This window comes from Leptospira broomii serovar Hurstbridge str. 5399, from assembly GCF_000243715.2.
GTDB classification, from domain to species: domain Bacteria; phylum Spirochaetota; class Leptospiria; order Leptospirales; family Leptospiraceae; genus Leptospira_B; species Leptospira_B broomii.
On the sequence record NZ_AHMO02000008.1, the window covers coordinates 1,908,863 to 1,933,278 of the forward strand.

At 44.8% G+C, this 24,416-nt stretch carries 29 protein-coding genes; 12 read left to right on the forward strand and 17 right to left on the reverse strand.

The window, feature by feature from the left end; translation table 11 throughout:
• The first annotated feature begins 2 nt into the window (after nucleotides 1-2).
• The 3 genes from LEP1GSC050_RS14480 (at nucleotide 3) to LEP1GSC050_RS14490 (ending at nucleotide 2,655) form a co-directional block, all read left to right on the forward strand.
• Entirely contained in the window at nucleotides 3-539 is a 537-nt protein-coding gene (locus tag LEP1GSC050_RS14480; protein WP_020987293.1) for a hypothetical protein, read from the forward strand.
• A 24-nt stretch (nucleotides 540-563) separates the two neighbouring features.
• Nucleotides 564-1,394 (forward strand): bile acid:sodium symporter, encoded by an 831-nt coding sequence (locus LEP1GSC050_RS14485; protein WP_010571928.1) that lies wholly within the window; start codon nucleotides 564-566, stop codon nucleotides 1,392-1,394.
• 184 nt (nucleotides 1,395-1,578) lie between these two features.
• Nucleotides 1,579-2,655: a lipoprotein LipL41 gene (locus LEP1GSC050_RS14490; protein ID WP_010571929.1), complete on the forward strand. Its 1,077-nt coding sequence runs from the start codon at nucleotides 1,579-1,581 to the stop codon at nucleotides 2,653-2,655.
• A gap of 8 nt (nucleotides 2,656-2,663) precedes the next feature.
• On the opposite strand, the gene ftsZ is transcribed toward LEP1GSC050_RS14490, so the two are convergent.
• The 3 genes from ftsZ to LEP1GSC050_RS14505 are packed head-to-tail and all read right to left on the reverse strand — an operon-like array spanning nucleotide 2,664 to nucleotide 5,889.
• Nucleotides 2,664-3,866, reverse strand: coding sequence for a cell division protein FtsZ (ftsZ, locus tag LEP1GSC050_RS14495; RefSeq protein ID WP_010571930.1), 1,203 nt, complete (start codon nucleotides 3,864-3,866; stop codon nucleotides 2,664-2,666).
• A 48-nt stretch (nucleotides 3,867-3,914) separates the two neighbouring features.
• Nucleotides 3,915-5,141, reverse strand: a complete 1,227-nt coding sequence (ftsA, locus tag LEP1GSC050_RS14500) for a cell division protein FtsA (RefSeq protein WP_010571931.1) — start codon at nucleotides 5,139-5,141, stop codon at nucleotides 3,915-3,917.
• Between the two features lie 4 nt (nucleotides 5,142-5,145).
• Entirely contained in the window at nucleotides 5,146-5,889 is a 744-nt protein-coding gene (locus LEP1GSC050_RS14505; protein WP_010571932.1) for a cell division protein FtsQ/DivIB, read from the reverse strand.
• Between the two features lie 147 nt (nucleotides 5,890-6,036).
• Here LEP1GSC050_RS14505 and LEP1GSC050_RS14510 point away from each other — a divergent pair, with 147 nt between their 5' ends.
• From LEP1GSC050_RS14510 to kdsB, 7 genes are read left to right on the forward strand one after another with little or no spacing between them, the layout of a single operon-like run.
• Nucleotides 6,037-6,840 carry an MlaD family protein gene (locus LEP1GSC050_RS14510; RefSeq protein WP_040911738.1) on the forward strand — a complete coding sequence of 268 codons (804 nt, stop codon included), beginning with the start codon at nucleotides 6,037-6,039 and terminating at the stop codon, nucleotides 6,838-6,840.
• Nucleotides 6,841-6,887: 47 nt separating this feature from the next.
• Nucleotides 6,888-7,991, forward strand: coding sequence for a glycosyltransferase (locus LEP1GSC050_RS14515; RefSeq protein WP_010571934.1), 1,104 nt, complete (start codon nucleotides 6,888-6,890; stop codon nucleotides 7,989-7,991).
• Nucleotides 7,988-8,212 (forward strand): flagellar FlbD family protein, encoded by a 225-nt coding sequence (locus tag LEP1GSC050_RS14520; protein ID WP_010571935.1) that lies wholly within the window; start codon nucleotides 7,988-7,990, stop codon nucleotides 8,210-8,212. The genes LEP1GSC050_RS14515 and LEP1GSC050_RS14520 overlap by 4 nt, the downstream gene beginning before the upstream one ends.
• Nucleotides 8,213-8,218: 6 nt before the next feature.
• Nucleotides 8,219-9,001: a motility protein A gene (locus tag LEP1GSC050_RS14525; RefSeq protein WP_010571936.1), complete on the forward strand. Its 783-nt coding sequence runs from the start codon at nucleotides 8,219-8,221 to the stop codon at nucleotides 8,999-9,001.
• A 33-nt stretch (nucleotides 9,002-9,034) separates the two neighbouring features.
• The gene (gene motB / locus LEP1GSC050_RS14530; protein WP_020987212.1) at nucleotides 9,035-9,862 is read left to right on the forward strand and encodes a flagellar motor protein MotB; all 828 of its coding nucleotides are present in this window, start codon (nucleotides 9,035-9,037) and stop codon (nucleotides 9,860-9,862) included.
• 23 nt (nucleotides 9,863-9,885) lie between these two features.
• A complete protein-coding gene (locus tag LEP1GSC050_RS14535; RefSeq protein ID WP_010571937.1) occupies nucleotides 9,886-10,410 on the forward strand; it encodes a flagellar basal body-associated FliL family protein in 525 nt (174 codons plus the stop codon).
• A complete protein-coding gene (gene kdsB, locus LEP1GSC050_RS14540; protein ID WP_010571938.1) occupies nucleotides 10,410-11,150 on the forward strand; it encodes a 3-deoxy-manno-octulosonate cytidylyltransferase in 741 nt (246 codons plus the stop codon). Before LEP1GSC050_RS14535 ends, kdsB begins: the two co-directional genes overlap by 1 nt.
• Before the next feature lie 58 nt (nucleotides 11,151-11,208).
• Here kdsB and LEP1GSC050_RS14545 read toward each other — a convergent pair whose 3' ends face one another.
• The 6 genes from LEP1GSC050_RS14545 to LEP1GSC050_RS14570 form a co-directional block, all read right to left on the reverse strand.
• Nucleotides 11,209-11,547, reverse strand: a complete 339-nt coding sequence (locus LEP1GSC050_RS14545) for an STAS domain-containing protein (RefSeq protein WP_010571939.1) — start codon at nucleotides 11,545-11,547, stop codon at nucleotides 11,209-11,211.
• Between the two features lie 96 nt (nucleotides 11,548-11,643).
• Nucleotides 11,644-11,853, reverse strand: coding sequence for a hypothetical protein (locus LEP1GSC050_RS14550; RefSeq protein ID WP_010571940.1), 210 nt, complete (start codon nucleotides 11,851-11,853; stop codon nucleotides 11,644-11,646).
• Nucleotides 11,854-11,943: 90 nt separating this feature from the next.
• Complete coding sequence (locus LEP1GSC050_RS14555) at nucleotides 11,944-12,357, reverse strand: c-type cytochrome (RefSeq protein ID WP_010571941.1); 414 nt, start codon at nucleotides 12,355-12,357, stop codon at nucleotides 11,944-11,946.
• A 184-nt stretch (nucleotides 12,358-12,541) separates the two neighbouring features.
• Nucleotides 12,542-12,901: a Zn-ribbon domain-containing OB-fold protein gene (locus LEP1GSC050_RS14560; RefSeq protein WP_010571942.1), complete on the reverse strand. Its 360-nt coding sequence runs from the start codon at nucleotides 12,899-12,901 to the stop codon at nucleotides 12,542-12,544.
• Between the two features lies 1 nt (nucleotide 12,902).
• Nucleotides 12,903-14,066, reverse strand: a complete 1,164-nt coding sequence (locus LEP1GSC050_RS14565) for a thiolase domain-containing protein (protein ID WP_010571943.1) — start codon at nucleotides 14,064-14,066, stop codon at nucleotides 12,903-12,905.
• Between the two features lie 4 nt (nucleotides 14,067-14,070).
• Complete coding sequence (locus LEP1GSC050_RS14570; protein WP_010571944.1) at nucleotides 14,071-14,838, reverse strand: glucose 1-dehydrogenase; 768 nt, start codon at nucleotides 14,836-14,838, stop codon at nucleotides 14,071-14,073.
• A gap of 350 nt (nucleotides 14,839-15,188) precedes the next feature.
• On the opposite strand from LEP1GSC050_RS14570, the gene LEP1GSC050_RS14575 reads away from it, so the two are divergent.
• Both LEP1GSC050_RS14575 and LEP1GSC050_RS14580 read left to right on the forward strand, forming a co-directional pair.
• Complete coding sequence (locus LEP1GSC050_RS14575) at nucleotides 15,189-15,890, forward strand: alpha/beta hydrolase (RefSeq protein WP_010571945.1); 702 nt, start codon at nucleotides 15,189-15,191, stop codon at nucleotides 15,888-15,890.
• On the forward strand, nucleotides 15,887-16,555 hold the full coding sequence (locus tag LEP1GSC050_RS14580) for a hypothetical protein (protein WP_010571946.1): 669 nt from the start codon (nucleotides 15,887-15,889) through the stop codon (nucleotides 16,553-16,555). Before LEP1GSC050_RS14575 ends, LEP1GSC050_RS14580 begins: the two co-directional genes overlap by 4 nt.
• Nucleotides 16,556-16,584: 29 nt before the next feature.
• Here LEP1GSC050_RS14580 and LEP1GSC050_RS14585 read toward each other — a convergent pair whose 3' ends face one another.
• The 8 genes from LEP1GSC050_RS14585 to LEP1GSC050_RS14620 form a co-directional block, all read right to left on the reverse strand.
• Nucleotides 16,585-16,950 (reverse strand): winged helix-turn-helix transcriptional regulator, encoded by a 366-nt coding sequence (locus LEP1GSC050_RS14585; protein WP_040911374.1) that lies wholly within the window; start codon nucleotides 16,948-16,950, stop codon nucleotides 16,585-16,587.
• 128 nt (nucleotides 16,951-17,078) lie between these two features.
• Nucleotides 17,079-17,708: a CDGSH iron-sulfur domain-containing protein gene (locus LEP1GSC050_RS14590; RefSeq protein ID WP_010571948.1), complete on the reverse strand. Its 630-nt coding sequence runs from the start codon at nucleotides 17,706-17,708 to the stop codon at nucleotides 17,079-17,081.
• Between the two features lie 138 nt (nucleotides 17,709-17,846).
• A complete protein-coding gene (locus LEP1GSC050_RS14595; RefSeq protein WP_010571949.1) occupies nucleotides 17,847-18,857 on the reverse strand; it encodes a bestrophin family protein in 1,011 nt (336 codons plus the stop codon).
• 1 nt (nucleotide 18,858) lies between these two features.
• Nucleotides 18,859-19,338, reverse strand: coding sequence for a group II truncated hemoglobin (locus tag LEP1GSC050_RS14600; protein ID WP_010571950.1), 480 nt, complete (start codon nucleotides 19,336-19,338; stop codon nucleotides 18,859-18,861).
• Nucleotides 19,339-19,515: 177 nt separating this feature from the next.
• Entirely contained in the window at nucleotides 19,516-20,238 is a 723-nt protein-coding gene (locus LEP1GSC050_RS14605) for a phosphate signaling complex PhoU family protein (protein WP_040911376.1), read from the reverse strand.
• An 809-nt stretch (nucleotides 20,239-21,047) separates the two neighbouring features.
• Complete coding sequence (locus LEP1GSC050_RS14610; protein ID WP_010571953.1) at nucleotides 21,048-21,464, reverse strand: MAPEG family protein; 417 nt, start codon at nucleotides 21,462-21,464, stop codon at nucleotides 21,048-21,050.
• Nucleotides 21,465-21,571: 107 nt separating this feature from the next.
• Nucleotides 21,572-22,702, reverse strand: a complete 1,131-nt coding sequence (locus LEP1GSC050_RS14615; protein WP_020987303.1) for an imelysin family protein — start codon at nucleotides 22,700-22,702, stop codon at nucleotides 21,572-21,574.
• A 114-nt stretch (nucleotides 22,703-22,816) separates the two neighbouring features.
• Nucleotides 22,817-24,412 carry a di-heme oxidoreductase family protein gene (locus tag LEP1GSC050_RS14620; RefSeq protein WP_020987672.1) on the reverse strand — a complete coding sequence of 532 codons (1,596 nt, stop codon included), beginning with the start codon at nucleotides 24,410-24,412 and terminating at the stop codon, nucleotides 22,817-22,819.
• Between the last annotated feature and the right edge of the window lie 4 nt (nucleotides 24,413-24,416).

Consider the following 24,416-nt stretch of genomic DNA (forward strand, 5'->3'; position numbering starts at 1 on the left):
AAATGGATTTAAATTCGATTGTTACCGCATCGATTCCGTTTTTGGTTTTCGTTCTTATATTTTTTTATTCGCTTAGGGATAGAAAGAAGAAAGAGGAATTTCAATTTTCCGATGCGACAAATTCTTTCCCGCGCATAATGGAAGGAAATTTCCCGGCAAGCGTCGACCTAGATTTAGCGATTCGAAAATTAGAAGCAATCGGTTATCTTACGAAACGATTGGAAGAAACGATTCTTTTTCAAAACGCTTCCAGTCTTCAAAAAAGAAGAAGTTGGCTTTGGTCCTACGGCAAAATGGAAAAGTCCGAGTCTGTCGTTAAATTTCATTTATATGTGAACCTGGGTTCTCTTCTTACCGTGCCGGCGGCATTAGCCGTAGTAGTTTCGTTCGGACTTCTAGTACAGAGCAACATTTCTTCGGATCGAGCTTCGATTCTACCGTTCTTCTTTTTAGGATTCGCTTTTTTCTTTTCGATCTCAACTTTCGTTTCTCAAGTAAAAAAAGAAAAAAACGAATTCAGAAAAATATGCGAAGGGTAAATTGAATTATATTGAATTAACTTTATGCTGATTAAAGCCGTTTTGATACTCCTTTCTCTTTCTTCTATGTTGGGCCTGGGGTTAAAGATTCATCGAGGCGAACTGGGTTCCGCTCGCGAGTCCGCATCTACGATCGGAATGGCATTCATAGTTAATTTCGGACTTTTACCTGTTGTTGCCGTTTTTTCATCGAGATGGTTGGATTTATCGGACGCGACTTTAATCGGTCTATTTTTATGCGCTTCTTCCCCCGGTGGAGCCTCTGGAGGTTTATTCGTATTAAGAGCCGGCGGAAACCCGGCAGTCGGTGGACTTCTTATCGCATTGTTAAACGGCGCAAATACGATTTTGACTCCCTTCCTTTTTTCCTTTTTTAGGGGAGGTCCTGCGTTCGAATGGGACCTTTTTTTAAAGTTACTTGCGATCGGTTTTTTCTTACAGGGCCTACCTCTTTTGATCGGCTTGATCGGTCGCGACTACCGACCGAAATTAGCGGCGCGTTCTCTACCTTTCGTAGAACGAATCAGCACGTTAGCTCTTTTACTCTCGGTGATTCTACTTATTTTTCAGTACGGCGAAAAAGCGGTAACTCTTGGACCCCCTGCCTGGATAGGAGGATTTGCCATTATTGTCGTTTCTTTAGCGGTTCCCCCTTTCTTTTTTTGGGCCGATCTTTCGACTCGAGCTTCCGTTTCTGTCGTATCAGGCGTTCGAAGTCTTTCTTTGGCATTATTATTGGCTGAACTCCATGTTCGACAATCGGAAACCTTACTTACGATTTTAATGTATGGATTACTGATGTATCTTTCGGTCGGAATCGCCTCCGTATTATGGAAAAATAAAAAGAGCGACTAGCGTTGTTCATTCTCTAAGAGTTAGGAATGAAGTGCTGAACTTTTGAAGCATAAAAACGGAATCCAATTTTGAAGATGGAGAGAGTTCGAAAGAATTTTTTACGGATTCATCTTAACGCTAAAAATTATGTGGAAGGCTCTTGTTAACGATGTACAATCCTGAAGAATAATAGGTCGGACGTAAAATGAGAAGAATACTACTTGGACTCTTGGTTGGAGCGATGCTTTGGCTTTCTTGTCAGAGGGTTTCAGTCGAATATCCTTCATTTCCTCAAACCAAAGAAGGCCGAGAACTTCGACATTTTTTGAAAGGAGTCCGAGTCGTTGCTTTGGCAGTCGAGTCGCCGACTGCCGATGTCTGGGGACAAGATGCCGACGTCAGCCAAGCCTTTATTCGAATTGTACCTGCAAAGATTTTCCAAGCGTTTTCGGAGGATTCCTATTTTAAGATGGTCGATCTTAGTAAACGAGCGGACATTATAGACCAGGCGAGCTTATCTCTCGCCGGAATAACGAATGGTCGAGCCAAATTAGGCGAATTACTCGGAGCGGAGGCGATTCTTTATATCAGTGTCGCAAAGCCTGTTTATGAATGTAGTTTGGAAATGCGTGCAGACTATATGGCTATGGGAATGTTGATTTTACAAGCTGCTGCAAACGCTAATTCTAACAATAGGCGGGGACATCATCGTTCGTCCGCTCCGATTCGGCCTAATAATGATCCGGTAATGAAGCCGACAGGCGTTCGAAAGTTGCTTTTACCGATAGAAGCGACTTTAGTGCGAGTCGATACTGGAGAATCTAAAAAAGCCGTTATCTCCAAACCTACCACGATTTATAATAGCGTCGGAGCCACCTCCTGCCCTGCTATGTTGGAATCATTATCTCAAGCATTGACGGAAGTGATTCCGGAAATGGAAATTAGGCTATCGCCGAAAGCGGAAACGAAAAGCATTCGAATTTTTACCGACGATGACGATCCAGAGATAGCTTCTTATCTTTCGGAAGGATACGAAGAGATTAAAGGCGACACTCCCAGTTTTAATCGAGCAAAGTTAGCTTGGGAAAAAGCGGATGCAAAATCCTCCGGAAAAAGCTGGGCTGCCAAGGCGAATCTCGCCACATATTACTTCTCTCAAGGAGATTTTGAAAAGGCGGCGGAATTATATGAATCCGCGGTCAAACTCGGAAGTAATAAAAAAGGCTATCTAAAAGATTTAAGTAAGATCGCTTCCTCTGCGGCGGAAGCGATCGAAGAATAGACCTTAATTTATTTTCCTTTTTCGCTTCTGCGCATAAAAGCCGGAATATCATAATCTTCCCGAGCTGACGACTGTCCTGAGCGAGTTTTTAGGGACCGATAAGTTTCAGTATCCGTTATTCTCTCTGGCTCCGTACGATAGGATGGACGTTGCTCTTCTACAGGAGTCTGTTCCGCCAAACCTACGACCTTTCTTTGCAGTTGTCCTGCCGGATACTTAACGCTTGAATTCGTCGGTAAGCTTGCAGGACGTTTATTGAATCCGGTTGCAATTACCGTTACACGGATCCTTTTTTCTAATTCAGGGTCTTCGGTTAATCCGACGATAATATTCGCGTTAGGATCGACTTGAGAGGTGATAATCTGAGACACTTCGTTCCAATCCGAAATCGTAAGATCCGTTCCCCCGGTTACATTGATCAGAAGAGATGTTGCCCCGGCGATTGAACGAGAATCTAAAAGCGCATTATCGATCGCATAATTCACAGCTTCGGAAACTTTCTTTTCGCCGCTACCTTCGCCCACACCCATGACTGCGTCGCCGGTGTCTCTCATAATGACTTTTACGTCCGCAAAATCCACGTTGATAATACCGGGATTGTTCACGATGTCGCTGATTCCTCTGACTGCGTTTAATAGAATATCATCGATGACTCGGAAGGCCTGATCGATCGGAGTGTCTCTGTCCACAACTTGAAAAATCGATTCGTTATTTACTAAAATGAGAGTGTCCACGTAGTTTCGCAATTGATCGATACCGCGTTTGGCTAACTCCATTCTGCGTCGACCTTCAAATGAAAAAGGAATTGTGACTACCCCGACTACGAGGCATTTCATTTCTTTTGCAATTTTTGCAACTATGGGAGCCGCACCGGTTCCCGTTCCGCCTCCCATTCCCGCGGTAACGAAAACCATGTCGGCTCCTTGGATAATTGATTGAATTCTGTCTCGATCTTCCTCCGCCGCTTTTGCACCGAGTTCGGGATCTCCTCCTGCCCCCATTCCCCTGGTGATTTTGGATCCGAGAGTGATTCGATTTTCTATATCCGAGCGGCGCAATACTTGCTCGTCGGTATTCATGATGACGTATTCCACTCCTCTCAAACTGGAGTGAGCCATGCGCGCGACCGCATTCATGCCTCCTCCACCTATACCGAGGACTTTAATTATGGCCGGGCTTGTCTTATCTGCTTCTTCTTCGAAACGCAACATATTTCACCTTCCTTAGGTCTTACAAACGATTCCGAAATTTCCGGAAATCTATAAATTCTCTTCGATCCATCTACGGAGTTTTTTACCCCAGGACTCGGTACGATCCTGGGATCTCTGCTCCATCTCACCTAAGCGAGACGCATATTTAATGAGCCCTACTGCCGTCGAAAATTCGGGCGAAGAAACTCTTTCGGCCAAACCGGAAAGTCCGGCGGGTCGAGCTCGAGTGACCGTTAGATGAAAGACGTCCTCGGCCAAAGATTCGATTCCTTCCAAAAGACTTCCGCCGCCGGTAAGAATCGCTCCACCCGCAAGAAACGATTTTTTTCCCGATTTCACCAATTCCGCATCCACCATTTCGAATATTTCTCTCATGCGCGGTTCGATAATATTAACTAATTCTTCCCGTAAAACGGAGCGAGCAGGGCGTCCGCTAATCGGAGGAATTTCCACGGTCTCCGTCGGATCCATCTCGTCGAGAGTGCAATGTCCATATCGTTTTTTTAATAGTTCTGCGGTTTCAATGGTTGTTTTTAGGCCTATGGAAAGATCGGAGGTTACATTATAACCTCCGAAAGGAATTATCGCAGAGTAAGCGATTCCTCCGTCTATGTAAATGATCAAGTCGCAAATCCCCGCCCCGATATCCAATACAGCGGTTCCGAGGTCTTTCTCTCCGGATGTCAATACCGCCTCGGAGGAAGCAAGACTAGAAAGAACACGAGCCTCTTCCACTAATCCTGCAGCTTCAACACACTTTTCTAAATTATGAAGTGCTGTAATTCCCGCGGTGACGATGTGAACTTCCGCCTCTAGTCTGACTCCGGTCATTCCGATCGGGTCTTTAATGGAAGTTTGATCGTCCACGGAAAATTCCTTGGACAATACGTGTATGATTTCCTGGTCTGCAGGAACTCGTATGGCTTGCGCGGCTTCTATGACTCTAACCACGTCCGGTTCCGTTACTGCTCGGTCTCGATTGGTTATCGCCACGACTCCTTTGGAGTTATCGGCTCTTACGGACTTCCCTGTGACATTCACGACGACTGACGTGATTTCCTGTCCGCACATCAATTCGGCCTCGCTGACCGCTTCCACAATGGAACGAGTAGTCGCCTCTATATTTACGATCGCTCCGCTCTTGATCCCCGAAGACGGGAAAGAGCCTGTGCCGATGATTTCGGTTTCGTACTCCGAAATGGGGCGGCCAACGACGACTTTAGTAAGCGAAGTTCCTAAATCTAACGCTACGATTGTTCTTTCCGAAGCTTCCATTCGCTTAATGATAGACCGCGTCCTCCCCGCGGATATCCACTAATCGTGGTTTGACTTTTTCTTTTTCGAGATATGCAAGGACCGCATATAACTTACGAACTTGTTCGATTTGGAATAGAGTGCCTACTTGCACTCTTACCGGGATCGGTGCATCCGTATAAACGAAGATCTCTCCGTCCTCGTGAAGCGAAACTTCGGAGACTCTTGTCTTTAATGCCGGATATGTGCGAAATGCGTTCTCAACCGAGGTATATAAATCTCTGAACGCGGCACCACTGACGAATCCACCTTCCCGAGGGAAGGTTCCCGAGAGCACAGTCAATCCGGGTGTTCGAACGTCGTCTTTGGATAGAACTTTCAATTCTGAGTCTATCTCGAATAGATGACCGTCGGAATTGACGAGATAGACTGGTTTTCGTTCGGTAATCTCGACCAATAGCTGATCCTCGGACTTTTTTTCAAGTCTGGCTTTTTTGATTCGAGGGTGAGACGTTAGGCGGCTTTCCATGAGACTCAGGTCGTAATTTTCGAAAGAAGTTCCCGGTTGGATTCCCATGATTTGAACGATTTCTTCCGTCTTGAGCGTCTCGTGTCCGGTCAGGATAAGTTTGTTCAACTCCTGGGGAAGGGACCCCTTTCGGAATCCCCATCCTAGGCTAGCGACGAGCAGAGCCAGAATGGCCAGGAGCCACCAACTTGTTCTTTTTTGAATGGAATCTTTCAGAAAGTCAATTAGATTATGTCTCATAAAGCTTTCTAAGAACCTTTTTCTTCCTTCCTAAGTATCTTATCGGGAAAAATCGGAGTTTCCCGTTTGATTTTCGATTTTCCGAGAACGTTTTAGTTGCTATCTACCGAATACCGACATACTCTAGGTGAGAAACGTTCCGAATCGATGAAATTTCCGAGACCGTCTCCCGTTCATTTGGGATTAGCATTCTTTTTCGTATTCTTTTTGCTGCTCTATCATTCCGTTCTGGAGAGAGCCGGGACGAAAGATATCTATCCGTACACTCTCAAAATCTATTATCCAAAATCTCAGGGAATTCGGCCGGGAACTTCCGTGAGTATTCTCGGGGTTGAGAAGGGCTTAGTTCGGGACGTGGACGTGGTTCCGATCGAAGAAGTTCCGGATAAACGGTTTTTAGATCCGCTTCGTAAGAAAGCCGTCGAAATTACGATACGACTGGCCGACCCGATCACATTATATGCGAATTACAATATCAGTTTTCGGACTGCGACGGTTCTGTCCGGTAGAACCATAGACATCGATCCAGGTAATGCGGAACACCAAGCGAACCTGGGATTTTTTAAGCCGACATATAAAGAGGAAGAGGAAAAAGTTCCTGATTTTGCACCTTCCGCGAAATATTACGATGATTTCTTTGCAGCTTCCACAGGAATCATCCGGGAAAATCAAAACGATATTCACGTTACGTTTAGGAACTTACTGGAAGTTTCCGAAAAACTAAAGGGTAGTAAGGGCAGTATTCCTAGAATATTAAACGATAACGATATTCATGATAATATCGCCGAGACGATGGTGGATATGCGTTTATTCGGAGACGATACTCGACGCTATACGGAAGGGTACCGAAAATTGGAGCGTTCTTCTCTCATTCCTTTTTCAGTTAACTTGTATCGTAGAACCACCCTTATCGGTAGCATATCCTCCGATTTCTACCTTAACAGACTATAGGTTGAAAAAACCGTGGCGATTCGCCGTTTCTTGCCGATTGGGAGGATATGAAAGTCGCCGTCATTCATGATTGGTTAAACGGAATGCGCGGAGGGGAAGTCGTTTTGGACTCCCTTCTCAAGATATTTCCGAATGCCGACCTATTTACCTTGTTTTACGAACCGGGCAAACTCAACGAAAGAATCGAAACTCGTAAAATCACGACAGCTTTCACCGATAGACTTCCGTTTAAATCCAAGTACAGGTGGTATCTTCCTCTGTTTCCGACTGCGATAGAATCTTTGGATCTTCGCGGCTATGACTTGGTATTTTCCTCCTCGCATTGTGTGGCTAAGGGGGTGATTCCGGATCCGGATGCGATTCATATTAGTTATGTGCATTCCCCGATGCGTTATGTTTGGGATCTATATTACGATTATTTTCCGGCTCGAAAAGGGCTGAAGTTTTTTGCGTTCCAAGCGATATCGAATTACCTTAGAATGTGGGATGCGGCTTCGGCAAATAGAGTGGATTCTTTTTTGGCGAATTCCGCGTTTGTAGGAAGGAGAATTAAAAAATTCTATCGACGAGACTCTACAATCATCCATCCCCCTTGTCTTCCGGAAGGATTTAAAGTAAAGAGGATTCAAAAAGAGGAATTTGATTTGATTGTTTCCGCCTTTGCTCCTTATAAAAGGATAGATCTGGCGATCGAGGCATACCGGAAAAACGGTCGTCGATTAAAGATCCTGGGAAGCGGCCAAGAATATAAGAATCTGGTTAAACTTCTCCCCCCGAACGTGGAAATACTCCCTCATCGCCCTCGTTCCGAAGTGATCGAGTATCTATCGAGGGCAAAAGTCTTTGTTTTTCCCGGGATGGAGGATTTCGGGATCGCGCCTGTGGAAGCTCAAGGATATTGCACTCCCGTGATTGCATACGGTAAAGGTGGCGCTTTGGAAACCGTGGTAGGCGGAAAAACAGGCGTATTTTTCGGAGAACAGACGGCGGATGCGCTAAATTCAGCTTTAATCCGGTCGGATTCGATCGAATGGAAGCCTAAAAATTTTCAGACCTCCGTGAATCGATTTACTGAGGAAAAATTCATTATCCAAATCTCGAAGGCGGTCGATTCTATAAACAAGAACTCCCGCTCGAGGAAGGGCAATTGATTACCCTGCACCGTTTAAAGGGGACGGAATTCGTCCTGAACGCTACTCATATAGAATGTATCGAGGCTAATCCTGATACGACGATCACTCTTTCGAATGATCGAAAGTATGTTGTGCAGGAGAGCGTTCCGCAAGTGATCGAAAAGATTATCGAGTTCAAAAAGAGGGTATTAGTCTTTCCGATAGGCTCTACTCCCGACCAATTTAAGAAGGTAGATTAAGCGATCATGGATATAGCATCACTCATCGGTTTGGGTTCCGCTTTAGTCGTTGTGGCCTTCGGTATTCTTTCCGCAGGGTTGAACCCGATTGATATCGTGGATATTCCCTCGGTTTTGATTACGTTCGGGGGCGCTACCGCCTGTACGATTATGGCGGTTCCCTGGCAGTCGACTCTAGACGTCGGTAAAATTACTCGTAAGGCGTTTCGTGAAGAAAAGAGCGACTTGGTGGAACTGATTAAGACTCTAGTTTCCTTTTCCGAGAAGGCAAGACGGGAAGGTCTCCTCGCTCTGGAAGACGACGTTAACGAATTACCGGAGGAGTTCCTACGAAAAGGAATTACCTTAGTCGTGGACGGAACGGATCCTGAATTAGTACGAAATATTATGGAAACCGAAATGGGAAATATCGCCACCCGCCATTCGCAGGGAAAAGCTTGGTGGGAAAACTGGGGCGCTCTTGCTCCCGCATTCGGGATGATCGGAACGCTAATCGGACTCGTGCAGATGCTTAAAAACCTCGGTTCCGGGGATCCGAGTGCGATCGGAACCGGGATGGCTGCGGCTTTGATCACCACTCTTTACGGATCGATGGGTGCGAATATGTTCGCCATTCCCATTATGAAAAAATTAATTCGTAAATCGGAAGATGAATTACTAATAAAGCAAATTATGATAGAGGGAACTCTTTCCATTCAATCCGGAGACAACCCTCGGATCGTGAAAGACAAACTTGCCAGCTTCCTGCCGCCGTCCGAACGAGGCGTCTTGAAGGAAGAAGGGGATTAATCCGGGAACGAATCCCGTACGGTTGGAAGACTTATGGCGCAGCAAAAATGTCCAGAATGCATTCAGAACATCCCCGAATACATGCTTACGTACGGGGACATGGTGACCCTTCTACTATGTTTTTTTATCATGCTTTATAAGACCGGTAAGACGAATGCGATCGAGATGCAGATCATTTTATCCGCATTTAAAACGACGACCGGATTCTTTGACGGGGGACAGACCCTATCAAAAGGTAAGTTGGAAGAGATGGGGATGAATATCGAAAGTCTTCCTTCGATGACCACCGGCAAGGCTCTATCCAAATCCAAGAAGACCGCGACCGAACTATTCAAACCGGAGATCGAAGCGGGCAAGGTTCGCGTAACGGAAGATGAACGTGGACTCGTCATTAGCTTGGTAGGCGCCGATTATTTCGGACCCGGCTCGGCGATTCTTAATGATCCTATTAAATCGACGCTTAAGAAAGCGAGCGGATTAATAAAAGACTTAGAGCGTTTCGTAAGGGTGGAAGGACATTGCGATGCGGACGCTGTCGTTCCCGGGGCTAATCCGAATCGGGAAGAACGTGCCTATCTTAATAATTGGGATCTGGCAGGTGCAAGGGCGATTAATTCCACCGATTATTTAGTCGGTGTCGGTAGGCTTGATCCGAGTTGGTTTCAGGCCGTAAGTTTCGGGTCCTATCGACCTTTGGCCGTAGAATACGAAGGCACACCAGAGGCAAAAGCATTCAATCGAAGGATAGATATCGTAATCTTAACCGATAAATCCACGAAGAGAGGACCGCATGAATCCAATTACGGTCTGCCGAAGAGCCGAGTACCAGGTTCGGAAACTTCCACCGAAAGTGGATTTTAAAAGAGAAAAAGGAGAAGTAACCCATGGGTGATCCCGAAATAGACGAAGAAGAAGGCGGCGTCCCTGCCGCGGACGGCGGAGCCGGTTCTTCTCCACTTATAAAATGGCTCATCTATATTGCGGGAGCCGTATTTGGAATTATCATCGTTGTGCTTGTATCTATGTTTGTCGCAAAGCAGGCCGCCACGAGTACGTTTCGGGAAATGAAAAACGTTTCCTTGGTGAAACCTCCTCCTCCTTTAGTTACGTTCGCATTCCAGGAAGAATTTAGGATCAATACGGCCGATAAGGGTGAAACTCACTTCGTCAAAATGAAACTCTCTTTCGGTGTTGCGAAAGACGATACGAAGATAACGAACGAATTGGCGGAACGGATCGCTCAGATGCGGGATTTGGTGAACTTGATCGTAGGTCGTAAGACCAAGGACGATCTAATCGACGTGGAAGATCAATTGGATCTTCGCGAGGAAATCAAAGCTCAAATTAACCATATACTCTCGGAAGGAAAGATTCAGGAAGTCTACTTTACGGAATTCATAGTGAACTAATGACAAATTCCAAAGTACTCGGAGTCATCCCGGCAAGGTTCGGAAGTTCAAGGTTTCCGGGAAAGCCCCTTGTTAATATAGGGGATTTTCCTATGATTCTTTGGACATATAAGAATTCACTAAAGTCTTCTTTAGTGAATGAGCTTGTAGTCGCCACCGACGATGAGCGAATTCTGATGGTCGTTCTGGACAACGGGGGGAACGCCGTAATGACATCTCCCGATCATCCGTCCGGAACGGATAGAATCCGGGAGGTCGCCTTACGATTTCCGCACTTCGGCGTGGTTGTAAATATACAAGGCGACGAACCGGGGATAGAGGCCGAATTGATCGACGGTGTGGCTCGCCTTAAAATAGATCGAAACGATTGGGCCATGACTACCGCGGCAGCTCCGATGGACCCTGTCGAGATCACCGATCCGAATCGGGTTAAAGTCGTGATGGATTCGAAGGGTAAAGCCTTGTATTTTTCCCGTTCCCCGATTCCCAGCCAGTTCAAGAAAAACGTTCCTGCGTTTCGGCATCTCGGGATCTACGCTTACGATCGTGATTTCTTGTTAAGTTATCCCGATCTTCCTGCGAGCCCGTTGGAGGATTCGGAATCTTTGGAACAGCTACGGGCTCTGGAAGCAGGCTATTCGATCGGAGTACATATAACGGAACGCGCTGCATTGAGCGTGGACACCCCGAATGATTTAAAATTAGTAATCCAGGATTTTCAAGCCAAAGGCCTGATATAGAGTCGGACGACTATTTGCAAATTTAACCGCTTCGACTTCCAAGATAGAAGTCGATCGCTTAACCTAAAGCTTCTTGAAGAGTATTATGGATCAATACGAAGTCAGTCAATCCGACTATATCCATCACTTTACGGAAATGATCGTTTAAACCCGCAAACTCGATCTTTGCGGAAGATTCCGCGGCCTTTGTAATCAAACTGATCAACGTTGCCAATCCCGCAGAATTGATATAAGATGTGCCGTGAAAATTCAGAATTACTCGAGCTCTACGCAATTCCGGAATAGAATGATATTTGTTGATGATGTCTTCGTCGGCATCGGAAGTGATCTCGCCTGAGATATGTAACACCGGTACAGACGGCTCCAAGTCCACGGTTATTTTGAATTCGTCAGACATATGCCTTATTTATCACAAAGACCCTCTCTCGAAACCGCAGTCAACCCCGTTTCATGGGGTTTTTGAAAGGTAGGACTGCCATTTTGCCGACCAAGATTAGGTATAATGTTCAAGCTCCTGCGGAGAAAGTTTGTCGAATATTTCACCGCACTTAGTGCATTGAAAGCTGACTTCTTTCGGTTTGGAGGAAATGCCGAATAGAATTAAGAACCAGGCGGATTTAGAATAGGTCTTTAACTCTTTCACTAAGGGAGAATTTCGAGTAGTTCCGCAAGTTTGGCAATGAGGCGCTGGAGATCCGTTCACATTTCCAGCATTAGGGGAGGGCGGAAAAGTTCCAGAAGAAAAGCCCGAATAGCGGAGAAAAGGGTGGGGGAAAACCCACCCTTTTAGGGATTAGTTTTGCGTGAGGTGGATTACGTATTTTGCGACTAATTTAAGTTTATCGTCGCCTAGATACTTAAAGGCCACCATCGTGCCGCCGGGAATTCCGTTATTTAACGTTTTTAGAATACCGGCTTCCGTCGGTCCGTTCTTCCATTCTTTAGCCGGAGCTTTATAATTACGCGGTTTAGGATTTAGGTTCGCCGCTGCGAGTCCATCCCCTGCACCTTTTTCACCGTGGCAAGATGCACAGTTCGCAGCAAAGATTTCTTTTCCCTGCTCCAATTCAGGAGTGAGTGCAGGAGCCGCGGTAGCAGCAGGCGCAGCCGCTTCCTTTTTAGATTCGTTTTTATCACCACAATTCAAAACCAGAGCCAAAGCGATCATTGTCGCGGAGGCGGAAATTAATAGAGCCCTATTTTTCATGGACTTCTCCTTTTTCATGATTCCATCTTTCTTCGCTAGGATTGGAAAGCAAAGGAATTTTTTTGTCACAGAAACGTCCGGGGAACTTGACGTATATCAATGAGAAAACAATTTTCCAAAAGGGGATCGATCGATATTAAAGAAATTTGCAACCGGTTCCGGTATCGAATCCGGCTGCGTTTGTTTATTTGATCGGTTTAAAGAAGGACCCGGTTTTAGGCTCCGTCCTATCGAATATGACAGGCATATCGATCCTGACGGATTCAGTGACGGGCTTCCCTTCCGATAGACCTTCCAGGATACCCATCGTCTTTGCCCCTTCCTCTAGATCGATGACTGCAAGAACATAAGGAGCTTTCGACGCTAGATGACCGAAGCCTACATGAACGACCGTGTAGGTATAGACTTTTCCCTTTCCACTAAAGACTTTTTCCTGTAAGGAATCGCTTCCGCAACGAGTGCAAGCGACTGCCGGCTCGGTCATTTCAAATCCGCAGGAGGTACATTTCTTTCCCTTGAGCACGTTTATTTCTACGGTCTCCATTTTAGTCGCCTCTCTGCAGAATATGTACGATACTAACGGCACCGGGACCGCCCAAAACATGGGTCAGTGCGGTTCGAGCATTTGTAACCTGCCGTTTTTCGGCTTGGTTCCTTAACTGAAATGTCATTTCTACGACTTGTCCAACTCCGGTCGCGCCGACAGGGTGGCCTTTTGCTTTTAGGCCTCCCGAAGTATTGACAGGCAGTTTTCCGCCAAGACGAGTATGGCCTTCCAAAGTAAATGGGCCGCCTTTTCCTTTTTCCACGAATCCTAGATCCTCTATATTTATGATCTCGGTGATCGTAAAACAGTCATGGCATTCCAGTACGTCGATCTCTTTTCTTTCTAGGCCCGACATCTTAAACGCTTCGGCAGCGGCTTGAAGCGAAGCTGGAAAACTGACCGAATCTTTCTTTAGGGTCACATTAAAGTAATCTCCGCCGATTCCGGACCCTTTTACTAAAACGTAATCTTTTCTAATCGATTTCGCTTTTTCTTTTGTCGTAATGATTACAGCGGCAGCTGCATCCGTTACTAGAGAAACATCATGAAATCCGAATGGAGTCGTAACCATTCTTGCCTTCATTATATTATTAAACGAAATCTCTTTTTGTTTATGAGCGAAAGGATTTAAACTTCCATGATAATAGTTTTTTTCGGCAACCTTAGAGAGCATTTCCTTGGTCGTGCCGAATTCGTGCATGTGTCGAGTCGCGTTGAGCGCAAAGCCGGATGGTCCGGAAATACAGTACCCGCCTTCTACGTCTTGGTCCTGACCGCGTGCGACGATTTCCATCGTCGATTCCGGGTCCAGGCCGTTCATCTTCTCTACTCCTAAAACTAGGACCGTATCGTACAGCCCCGATGCTACGGCAAGAAATCCTTGTCTCATTGCGATTCCTCCGGAGGCACAAGCCCCTTCGGTTCGTATTGCCGGTCTGTCGCCTAATCCTAGTAAGTTGGCTGCGTAAGAACCCATCGTGTTCTGAGCGTTGAATTCGTTACCTGCGTAATTTCCCACATAGACGGCTTGAATTTCTTTTCGATCGATTCCGGAGTCCCGAACGGCTCCGTTTCCGGCTTCGGTTACCAAATCCCTAAGCGTTCTGTCTTTATGATTTCCATGGAGCGTTTCGTAGGCTCCTACGATCGCGACTTCTCTCATGGAATTATAACCCGATCCCTGCTCCGCCGTCCACGCGGAGATACGTACCGGTGATATATGAAGCCTTATCCGACAGGAAGAATTCCACCGCGTTAGCGATTTCTTGCTGCGTTCCCGGTCTCTTTAACGGAATGAAAGAAGGATCCGTTAGTTTCTTTTGAACTTCCTCCGAAAGGGATGACGTCATATCCGTTTGAACATAGCCCGGGCATACCGCATTTACCAATACCCCGCGACCGGAGAATTCTCTTGCTGCCACTTTTGTTAACGCAATGACGGCGGCCTTGGAAGACGAATAGTTCGCTTGGCCGGGTTGTCCGGTTAGACCGGAGAGGGAAGAAATATTTACGATTCGAGCGGAAGGCGCTTTCAAAAGTAATTTTGAGGCGGACTTGGTCATAAGGAAAACGCCTTTTGCATTTACGTCCATAACGAAGTCAAACTCTTGCTCCGTCATGCGGATGAACAAATTGTCTTTTAAAACTCCTGCATTGTTTACCAAGAAGTCCAATTTGCCGAATTTGTCTTTCACTGCGGCGATAACTGCATCGCAATCTTCCGGTTTAGTAACGTTTGCAGCTACTCCGATGGCTTTCACTCCGAACTCTTTAGCGATCTCTGCGGCAGCCTGTTCTATATGTTCCTTATTTAAATCGGCGACGACGATATCTCCGCCTTCCTTTGCGATCGTATTTGCAATCGCTCTTCCTAATCCTCTGGGAGAAGCGGCGCCGGTGATTAATGCAACTTTGCCTTCGAATTGTTTTGCCATTATTGGATTCCTCTTAATAGTCTCGAATTAGATCCGTTCCCGGAAAGGGTATGAAACCGTTTTTCTTTCTTAATAGAACGATTGTTCTGGCTAAACTTCATTTTATACGCTCATCCCGACAAGGAAAATTCCACTACTAGTTTTCTGATAAAACGCTGTTCGGTTGATTTGAACGTTTGTTCGCATTTGATTATCTTAATCGTAACGATTATTTCGACTCGGCTTTCAAAGCCGATAAATTGAAAGAAATTCCCGAATCGATATAGGTTCAATACGATTCCATTTCCCCCATATTTTGTTGCATTTAAAACCTATTGCCATGACGGGGTGCATCGTTCAGAAAGGAAAAGATGTCTCTTAATATTCCATTAGAACAGATCGGTCCTTTGAAGGCCGCTCGGGTCAAAGGCGATCCAAATGCACCTTACGTGATTTTTTTTCACGGGTATGGCGCGAACGCTTACGATCTTCTCCCGCTTTATTCTTATATGGATGTTCCCAAAGGCACGAATTTTATTTTTCCTGATGGTATCTTGGAAATTCCCTTAATGCCCGGTTATAACGGACGAGCTTGGTTTCCGATCGATATGGAAGCATTGCAACGGGCAATGATGACCGGCGGATATCGGGACTTTTCGGATCGTTATCCGAAAGGGTTAGAGGAAGCGAGAGAGAAGGCCGTGCAAATGATCGAGGCCCTAAATGTTCCGATGGATCGAATCGTCTTAGGAGGGTTTAGTCAAGGTTCGATGCTCGCCACCGATATCGTTCTCAGAGCGGAAGCGAAGCCGAAAGGATTAGTCATACTTTCGGGTACTCTAATCGATGAACCGGAATGGTCCTTGTTAGCCAAAAAGACTCCAGGCTATCCTTTTTTTCAAAGTCATGGTCGGATGGATCCTGTCCTGGGTTACCCTGCGGCAAAGAAACTGGAAACTTTATTAAAAGAAGCGGGCTGGAAAGGGGAGATGCTGGCGTTTCCTGGTGGACATGAAATCCCGGAGGTAGTACTCCTCGGTATGAACCGTTATTTAAAAGATCTCTTCCAATGACTTATCTTATCGAAAAGTATATCGCGCTCAAAAACAAGTATCGGAACTACGATACTAAGGAAGCCCTCAAGAGAATGCAGGCTTTTCGGATCGCGTTGAAGGAGCTGGAAGATAAAGGATTTCGGACGGGCGTGGAAATCCTCGGTTCGATCAATTTCGGTATCGTGGAACCTTCTTCGGATATCGATTGTATTCTTCTCCATTATTGCGATCTACATAAAGATGAATGTCCGGAATATTGCCCTAACTTTCTTTACGAAGCCGAAGAGATTAAAACGAGTCTTCGCAAACGTTTAAAAGACGAGAATCTGAAAGTGGAATTTTTGGACTGTATCAATTTAAGAATGGTTGAAAGAGCCCTTGAATCGGGACATTTAAAGGAACACGAAGTTTTACGAAGACTTCTATTTTATAGAACGATAGGCCGTCCTGTCAATCGGCCGCTATTTATCCCGTATTGCGAAAAATTGGAAGAAAACGAAGAATACATTAAGGAAATTTTAGAATGGGGTTCGGAGGCTTTACAATCGTATCTAGGCACATCCAGACACCGTTTTTCGTTTAACAAGTACAACGAAAGAATCGAGAGTTCCGGGCTTCAGTTACCTCTTGGACTGAAGGAAGAACTCGCCAGCTACTTGGAACAGGGAGAGAAAATACCTTAGTTAAATATGATCTTAAAATCCCTATTCTATTATTTGTATAAATGTTGATCCTGAATATAATCGATTCCGTTTTTCTTTAAGTAATCGATTCCCCATTCGCTTAAAAATTCGAATAACGGCGCCAACGATCTGCCGAAATCGGTCAGAGAATATTCCACTCGTAACGGCCTTTCGGATTTGATTTCTCTGTTCAGAAGTTTGTTTCCTTCCAACTCCTTCAGTTGCTGAACTAATATTTTTTCCGAAATTCCGGGTAGGTTCACCTTTATATCTTTGTAACTTTTATGTTTAAAGTGATAAAGATGAGATAGTATCAGTATCTTCCATTTTCCGACGAAGAAACTGAGAGATACGTCGACAGGACAGGTAAAGGTTTTATTATTCAGTTCAATCATGGCTCCGACCGTTTTCGTAATATGAAAAAAATTATTTCTCTCCAAATCGTTATCGCGATTTTGAATTAAATGAAATGCTTGTAAGGATTACGCCGACTCTTGCGACGTTGCGAAATCCCGGAAATTAATCATTCCGAAGAGAACTTAATTTTTTTATGCGTTCCATCGCAATAAGGCTTATTTGAAGAGCCGCCGCATCTGCACAGGTACGTTTTATCGATACGATTGATCATGTGGCCTGTGCCGGTACAAATTTCTAGATTTCCTTGGACCTTTAACGGACCATTTTCGGTAGGAGTGATCAGCAACTTACCATTCCGAGCGGCAAGTGTTTTCGGTTCTGACTCGGCGGTAGGCTCTCCGGTCGCAAGGAATTCGATGGTGGTATGGCTGCTATCGCAGAACGGTTTATTCTTAGACGCCCCGCATCGACAAAGAGTGGCTCTAAACTCCAATCCGTGCCCGACAATATCCATATCGGCGTTAAATGCGAGGGGCCCGTTTTCACGAACGCGAACTACGTTTACGTTAGGTGCGGATTCGGATACACTTGAATTCGCTTCGAATTTAATTGCTCCGGAAGGACAATTAAGCGCCAATTGCTTGATTTCCTCTTCCGATGCTCGGTCCGGATAAATCCAATCTCCATCGACGTTTGGGACGAATACATCGGGTCGATTCAGCACGCAATTACGAGAATGGATGCATTTGTTCCCGTCAAAAAAGATAGTTACGTTTTTGCCTTTTATCGTGTCCATAGGAAACCGCCTCTTGCTTTTAAATCATCTCCAATAAATTCGGTTTTTTCTTAAAAAGATCCCATTCTGATATTGTATATTATTTATATATAATAATTATAAATAAATACCGTTCCGTTGCCTGAAACTCGTATCATTTCATAGTAAGATGTCGTTTATCGGTTCTAATTTCGAAGGAAGTTCAGTTTCGCCCAAAAATTCGCGTAAGTCAATTTCAATATTTCGGCAGATTGCCGTCATTGGGATATCGTTAATGGCGTTTTCAAAAGGATTTTCGCTATCGTCGCCGATCTGTTCTGTAACCATAAAAACCCAGGAGATAAGAATATGTGCGGGAATCATAAGCCATACCAGGGTATCGCCCGCTTTTTCGAATTCGCTCAAAAGACCGAAGGGAAGTAGAAGTATGAAAATCCATACGAATACTTTACTGAAATACGAATATTGTCGAGGCAAAGGGAATAATTTGATGCTTTCGCATTCTCCTTGACATTGATAATTCTCGGCGATTACTCGGGCCATCTCTAATTTTGCCGTCGGATCTAAAATTCCCAAATCGTGTAATTCCGTTAATCGCGAGTATTGTAGGTTCAGTATGTGTGCAGCCGGATTTGTTTTCGTTTCGAGAAATGAAATTTCGGACTCGTCTAAAAAAGGAATTAATTCCTTGCGTACGCTCTTCTCCGCTTCCGGATGTGATAGTGTGACCAGTTTCCTTGCAGTATCGGACTTGCTACGCGTATTAGACATTCTTAATTGATATCGTAAAGCGTTTGCAAAAGCTATTTGCCGATATATCAGCTCTTTCCTTATTCGATGAAACTCCGATTCGCGTAAGGAATTTTCCGGAAGCTGATTCCGTATCTGATGCAAAACCATCGAAGCCCAATTACGACTGTTATTTACGATTCGGCCCCATATTTGCTGAGCTTCCCAGAGGCGACCATAGGACGAGTTATTCTTAAATCCTAAGAAAAACGCGACCACCATTCCGATTAGGCTGATCGGCAAGAAAGGAAGAGCTGCGGTTTTAAATCCGAAATAATTCACTAATAAATAAACGGAACCGGAGATGGCTGCATAAATCAAAAGCATTTTCCAGGCATAGTGGAACATGATTGCGGGTTTTATGGAACGAGAGGTGTACATTTTACTCCGGTAAATACGGGCCGCCCGGCACTCCCCATCCCCATTTCGGCATCGGTTCATTCGGATTCATGAGCAGCTCGTCGGTGTTCGAGTTATTTACCGCGATTCGTGTTCCCCATTCGATGTAGGCGACGAAAGCGGATCGAAATTCGGGATCATCGGGAAGATTAATCTCGTCGGCGGTTTCCAAAAGTAGTCGGATCCATCGTTTTCTTTGATCTTCCGTTAAACGTTTTGAAAGATGCTTTTGAATCATGGCGTAATGACTTCCATCTTCCGAACTGTACGTTTTGGGACCTCCAAAAACTTCGGCGATGAAATGTGCCACTCTTTGTTGATGCTCCGGAGACATATGCTTAAAGACAGGTTCTAATAAATCATCCTGCAAGACTTTTTGATAGAAAAGTTTCGTTAGTCTTTCGAAGGTCTGCATTCCGCCTGCCCATTCATATAAGGACGGGATTTTCTTTTTTTCGTTCATAGTAGTAGTTTAAATAAATATTAAGTTTAATAAAACGGACTTACCAAAAAGTTAGCCCATTTTATTAAACTTTCGATTTATAGGAACATCGAGCCTCGGTTTCGGCATTCGTCAACTGGAATAAGTCGATTTCTATATAGGAAAAAAATGGAATTTTACGGAGCAGGGGGTTCTTATTTAAGAGGGTGTTTTTACTTTTTCGGTGATCTGGACCGGATCGGATAAATGTCGTATATCCATTCCTGTATTAAGACGCACCAGCTCTTCGGCAATATTTACTGCATAGTCGCCGGCCCGTTCGATTCCCAAGATCATCCTGTATAAATCGGCGAATTGGTTTTTATCCAGTCTAGGATCCATAACGAACTTTAGAAAGGCGCCGTTGCACAGGTTGTTCAATTCTTCTTCAACGGTATGGACAGAACCGTAGAACCGATTTTTTTCTTCCACGAGAGATTCTACCGCCATTCCGACTAAAGTTACGACTCGGGAGAGCATTTTATCCAGGATTTCTTCTTGTCTGAAGAATCCCTTAGGCAATAGCCCTCTCCTGTAGCACGTCGCGCAGTTCACGATCTGATCGCCCATTCTTTCCAAATTGCGGTTGATTCTTATTGCAGAGAGCGCAAATCGAAGCGGGTCTTTTTTTAGAACGACCTCGCCGTCTACTTGATCCATTCCCAATAAATTACGATTGGCAACCGCTTCTAAAATCGCATTTTGCGAAAGGTTATCATTCTGTTTTTCTAAACTATCGATCAGATCGTCTCGTTCTATTACTTGCTTAGCTAAGTCCGGGTTTTCCTGTTCGATCGCATCGTCTAAAATTAAGATTTGCTCCAGACATAATTCTGCCATTGCATACAGGTTGCGTCTGAGATAATCGAATTTAGAAGCCATCTGATAATTGAACCAATCAGAATGTAATCTGGATTCGAATCACGGTCAAGATGATTTTTTCTTTAGGCGAACTTTGTAACCCATCTCTCGAATTTCAGAAGCGAGAATCTTCTTTATGTTACGATTCGCACTCAGTATTACGATTATTCCAAGAAGTTGACCTTCCGGATTTACAGCTTCTTAACCTAATGTATCGTACGAAGTAATCGAATCAGCTCCCTATTTCATTTGCAATCTTTAGTATTAAACTCTTTCCGGAAGTCGGGATTCGGTTGGGGTAGATTTGGTTAAATCGAATAATCATTGTTTGGTGCGTAATCATTTTCAAGAGGCGATTTGTTCCAGGGGTTGAATGAACGTTGCGGACTTTACCTATGAATTTTCCATTTCTAACGTACACACGCATTCCAAAAGGATTTGTCCAAGATCTATCTTTAACAATAGACGTTCGTAAAACTCGATTCTGAAATGTTCCATACCGATAAAGATTCTGCGAAATCGCTTCAAGATAATGATACCGTCGAAATTTCTCTTGGAATATATCTTATCTATTAGAATTCCCGAATTTTCTCCTCGATTTTCCTAGAACGGAGTGACCAAAATATTTAGAGAAACTTCGGAAAGGAGAAGGGGCGGAAAGAAAAATCATGATTTTAGATTTTGGTCCAGGATTATTAGTTCGATGACTTAAACGACGAATATAGTATCGACGGCTTTTTACTCTATTCGCATAACCGCGGTGAGAAAAAGCGGGCACGGTTGTCGCATGCCCTTTGCACTACAGAAGGCCGATATTATCTGATCAGGTATTATGGTAAGCTTTGTAACAGAAGGTAAAGCATCGAGACAAAGGAAGCATATTGAAGAAGGAATCCTGTAAATCGGATATTTACCGGCCATACACCGCCTCCGCTCAAGTGAGCGGACGTTTGGAGAATCCTAGAAGCAAATACTATCCAAGCGAATAAGTCAAACATAGCCGGATTAGGATCCAATAATGCTCCGGCAAAAACTAAAACCGCAAAAATAGGCAGATTCTCTAAACAATTTAGGTGGGCTCTATGTAATCTCCAATAGAAGTCGCTGCCGTGTTGGATCCATGCCGGAAATTCGTTCGATTTTTTCTTTCCGGTAAGTACTTGAGTTACTCGAAATAAAATAACTCCGAAACCGAGGAGTAAGGTCCAGCTAGTGAATGATAAGAGAGCATGTAGGGAACTATACATCGTTCTTTAATAGAAAGTGAAGTCGCTTCTCTGGCAAGAATAATTTAACAGTACCATTATGACGAAAATCATTGATAACCTTCTTTTGATAACGAGTCATCCGATCTCTAATCTCCGTCAGCATTAGACGGCATAGCAGGTACTCCTAATACCGAAAGCAAATCGGTTCCGGTAAGCGTTCTTAGAGTTTTCAATTTTATCCAAAGCGGGGAAACTTGCGCGTTAATCGTGGATGATCCGGCGCTTATATCTGCATACAGGTCGGAGGCTCCCGTGATTTTTGCCTGCAAAGTAGTTTTTAAATCCGCAATCGCATTCTTCATGTTCGTGTCTACCGAAGGATTTTGGGCTTGAACCATTAAGGAAAGCGATTTCGCTTGAGAATCTCCGGAATTTCCGATATAGGCGAACTCGATTCCGTAAACGTTATCTAACAAGTCTTGATACGCGTTTCTGGAAAAAATTGTTTCCGTTAAGTTCGAATGAGCCGTGCCTGCGGAGCTAAGACTTAAACCGGCGGGAGTTCCCGTTTTTTGATCCCGGGCTACCTCGGCCAAACTTGCAATTTTCGTAACATATGTATCGAAGGCCTCTTTAGAAGATTGAAAATATCCGTTACCGCCGACGTAGTTCCCGATAAAATTTCCGCCGGTTGATTTCCATTGAGTGTTCAAGTTCCTCGAGTCGTCATAGATAACCTGCGCGACGGCCTGAATATAATCCAGTCTTCTCTGATAACCCGAATTAGAACTATTGGCGGTAATGATATTTGCGGTACTTGAAATATTTGCATCATTCCCATCGGAACTGAAGATCAACATTTCTAACGCTTCAAAACCTCTTCGAACTGTGCTGTACGTTAATACGCTACTTTCATTGATCGTAGGAAAGCTTGCAGTATTTGTGAGGACCGCGGATATATTGTTCCATTTGGGTCGTTGTAATTTTTCAAATCCGTCTAAATTAGTGAAATAGTATCCGGGAGGATTTTCGGCGGGGCCGAAATAAAAAACTTCGGATTTTTTTAACGAACTTCTCGCGGTTTTCCAAGCTTGTTGCAGGTTTGCAAGCTTAGTCGTATTGGTCGGATCCGCGCAGTAGTTTTGGGCAGAAGTGGTCAGACTTAAAGTTTTATTTTCCAGATCCTGCAGCGTAGGCAGGATCAGACTGTTTCCCGAATAAGTCAGAAATTCCGTATAGGACGGCTGTGCTGCGAGCAAGAACGCAATTGTGGACATATCTGTTCCTTTATTCGGTTGGCAAGAAAATGAAAAGAATATAAAGAAACCCGCAAGTAATATAGCTGAGGTGGTCGAATTGAAGTTACGATGATATTTCATTGTTACCCTGCTTTACAGTGAATTTAGGAATTTAAGTAAGTCGTTTCTATCGGATGCGGACAGTAGTTGAAAATTCGATCTTGCCGCTGCCGCCTCTCCTCCATGCCATAGGATCGCTTCTTCCGGTCCGTTGGCTCTTCCGTCATGGAGCAGCCTTTGATGCCCATTAACATTCTGAATTAAACCTAATCCCCAAAGAGGTGGGGTTCTCCATTCGCTTCCGGTCGCGTCAAAGTCGGCTCTTCCATCGGCTAACCCGGATCCCATATCATGCAAAAGTAAATCCGTATAAGGTTTTATATACTGAGAAGAATTTTCCGGAAAATCAGGTACGAAACCTGTCACGACCAAAGGTTTGTGACACGAAGCACAACCGATCGAGATGAACAACTGTTTTCCATGCACGACTTGCGGGTCATTGACGGATCGTCTGCCAGGGGCCCCTACGAGTTGTCCGTAAAAATTTATTGGATCTACGATGCTAGAAGTAATTTCCGGATCGCCCGAGCCGTTTGCCGCATCCAAACAAATTGTTTGAATTGCCGGACAATTATCCGTCGGGTTTAAGGGACTCGTTATGCCTATATCGCCCAGAAAGGCATCCTGGTTCTGCTGAGATAGACTAGGTTCATTCGCTTTCCAACCGAACCGACCGAGGGCTTTTTTTCCTGCGGCAGTATCCCAAACATAATTAGGTTTTCCTGAAATTCCATCTCCATCCGCATCGTTCGGATCCGCCCAGGATAAAATCGTACTTTCAGGTATTGCCTCTAATAATCCTAGTCCGGCAATCATCGGAGCTACTCTGGGTGAATAATGGAATCCGCCAGCCGCGACGGTCGGATCTCCGAAGTTCCATCCGGAAAAAGAATACGTCGGTTGCGAAAGCGTAACGGAAGTTCCGTCGGAGTATGTGGTGCCGGAACAAGTCGAGCAAACAGGTGCTGCAACCGAGCTGTACGTTACGGATGCGTGCCCTTCTTCCGGAGTTGCAGAAACGGTATGTGATGTGGGATGAAGATTCGTAAAACTTGCAATTCCTTGTTGATTTAATTGAAGTCCGTAGTTGTCGGTCGGGATCGGTCCCCCGGTCGTTGCATTGGCGCCGTCCTTGGACAATCGCATCAGCATACTCACCGCTATATCGAAGGAACCTCCGTACGTCGGGGGAGACGCGCCGTTATTCGGGGGAGCTCCCCGACCGTCCTTTTTGTGGCAGGCTTGGCAGGAACTCGTATTGAATGTGGGCCCTTTACCGGAAAGTGCGCTATTTCCTTCTTGAGACCAGTTCGTATTAAAAAACGCATGTCCCGTATTGAATTGAGTCGAACCGCCCAAGCGTAGATTAAAGGCCGGTAGGCTAAACGCGTTTACCGTATTATCGAATACCGTCGTCCAACCTCCGGAATAGGCTTCGCCAGGATCTTGATTTAGATTCAACAAAATGAGCGCCATTTCTGTAACATTGCTTTTCGACTCGTGTTTGCAGGAATAGAAAGGCGAAACAAAAAAAAGAGTAACGATTCCGAATCCGGAAAAAAGCCGAATCGGCTTAAATAAAAATTTTCCGAATTTGGCCGAAGAGAGTGATTTAAGATTACAGTTCATTTTT

Bases quoted from the DNA above. Each gene is read 5' to 3' on its own strand.
- LEP1GSC050_RS14480 (WP_020987293.1), top strand. From the start codon at position 3: ATGGATTTAAATTCGATTGTTACCGCATCGATTCCGTTTTTGGTTTTC.
- LEP1GSC050_RS14485 (WP_010571928.1), top strand. From the start codon at position 564: ATGCTGATTAAAGCCGTTTTGATACTCCTTTCTCTTTCTTCTATGTTG.
- LEP1GSC050_RS14490 (WP_010571929.1), top strand. From the start codon at position 1,579: ATGAGAAGAATACTACTTGGACTCTTGGTTGGAGCGATGCTTTGGCTT.
- ftsZ (WP_010571930.1), bottom strand. From the start codon at position 3,866: ATGTTGCGTTTCGAAGAAGAAGCAGATAAGACAAGCCCGGCCATAATT.
- ftsA (WP_010571931.1), bottom strand. From the start codon at position 5,141: ATGGAAGCTTCGGAAAGAACAATCGTAGCGTTAGATTTAGGAACTTCG.
- LEP1GSC050_RS14505 (WP_010571932.1), bottom strand. From the start codon at position 5,889: ATGAGACATAATCTAATTGACTTTCTGAAAGATTCCATTCAAAAAAGA.
- LEP1GSC050_RS14510 (WP_040911738.1), top strand. From the start codon at position 6,037: ATGAAATTTCCGAGACCGTCTCCCGTTCATTTGGGATTAGCATTCTTT.
- LEP1GSC050_RS14515 (WP_010571934.1), top strand. From the start codon at position 6,888: ATGAAAGTCGCCGTCATTCATGATTGGTTAAACGGAATGCGCGGAGGG.
- LEP1GSC050_RS14525 (WP_010571936.1), top strand. From the start codon at position 8,219: ATGGATATAGCATCACTCATCGGTTTGGGTTCCGCTTTAGTCGTTGTG.
- motB (WP_020987212.1), top strand. From the start codon at position 9,035: ATGGCGCAGCAAAAATGTCCAGAATGCATTCAGAACATCCCCGAATAC.
- LEP1GSC050_RS14535 (WP_010571937.1), top strand. From the start codon at position 9,886: ATGGGTGATCCCGAAATAGACGAAGAAGAAGGCGGCGTCCCTGCCGCG.
- kdsB (WP_010571938.1), top strand. From the start codon at position 10,410: ATGACAAATTCCAAAGTACTCGGAGTCATCCCGGCAAGGTTCGGAAGT.
- LEP1GSC050_RS14545 (WP_010571939.1), bottom strand. From the start codon at position 11,547: ATGTCTGACGAATTCAAAATAACCGTGGACTTGGAGCCGTCTGTACCG.
- LEP1GSC050_RS14555 (WP_010571941.1), bottom strand. From the start codon at position 12,357: ATGAAAAATAGGGCTCTATTAATTTCCGCCTCCGCGACAATGATCGCT.
- LEP1GSC050_RS14560 (WP_010571942.1), bottom strand. From the start codon at position 12,901: ATGGAGACCGTAGAAATAAACGTGCTCAAGGGAAAGAAATGTACCTCC.
- LEP1GSC050_RS14565 (WP_010571943.1), bottom strand. From the start codon at position 14,066: ATGAGAGAAGTCGCGATCGTAGGAGCCTACGAAACGCTCCATGGAAAT.
- LEP1GSC050_RS14570 (WP_010571944.1), bottom strand. From the start codon at position 14,838: ATGGCAAAACAATTCGAAGGCAAAGTTGCATTAATCACCGGCGCCGCT.
- LEP1GSC050_RS14575 (WP_010571945.1), top strand. From the start codon at position 15,189: ATGTCTCTTAATATTCCATTAGAACAGATCGGTCCTTTGAAGGCCGCT.
- LEP1GSC050_RS14580 (WP_010571946.1), top strand. From the start codon at position 15,887: ATGACTTATCTTATCGAAAAGTATATCGCGCTCAAAAACAAGTATCGG.
- LEP1GSC050_RS14585 (WP_040911374.1), bottom strand. From the start codon at position 16,950: ATGATTGAACTGAATAATAAAACCTTTACCTGTCCTGTCGACGTATCT.
- LEP1GSC050_RS14590 (WP_010571948.1), bottom strand. From the start codon at position 17,708: ATGGACACGATAAAAGGCAAAAACGTAACTATCTTTTTTGACGGGAAC.
- LEP1GSC050_RS14595 (WP_010571949.1), bottom strand. From the start codon at position 18,857: ATGTACACCTCTCGTTCCATAAAACCCGCAATCATGTTCCACTATGCC.
- LEP1GSC050_RS14600 (WP_010571950.1), bottom strand. From the start codon at position 19,338: ATGAACGAAAAAAAGAAAATCCCGTCCTTATATGAATGGGCAGGCGGA.
- LEP1GSC050_RS14605 (WP_040911376.1), bottom strand. From the start codon at position 20,238: ATGGCTTCTAAATTCGATTATCTCAGACGCAACCTGTATGCAATGGCA.
- LEP1GSC050_RS14610 (WP_010571953.1), bottom strand. From the start codon at position 21,464: ATGTATAGTTCCCTACATGCTCTCTTATCATTCACTAGCTGGACCTTA.
- LEP1GSC050_RS14615 (WP_020987303.1), bottom strand. From the start codon at position 22,702: ATGTCCACAATTGCGTTCTTGCTCGCAGCACAGCCGTCCTATACGGAA.
- LEP1GSC050_RS14620 (WP_020987672.1), bottom strand. From the start codon at position 24,412: ATGAACTGTAATCTTAAATCACTCTCTTCGGCCAAATTCGGAAAATTT.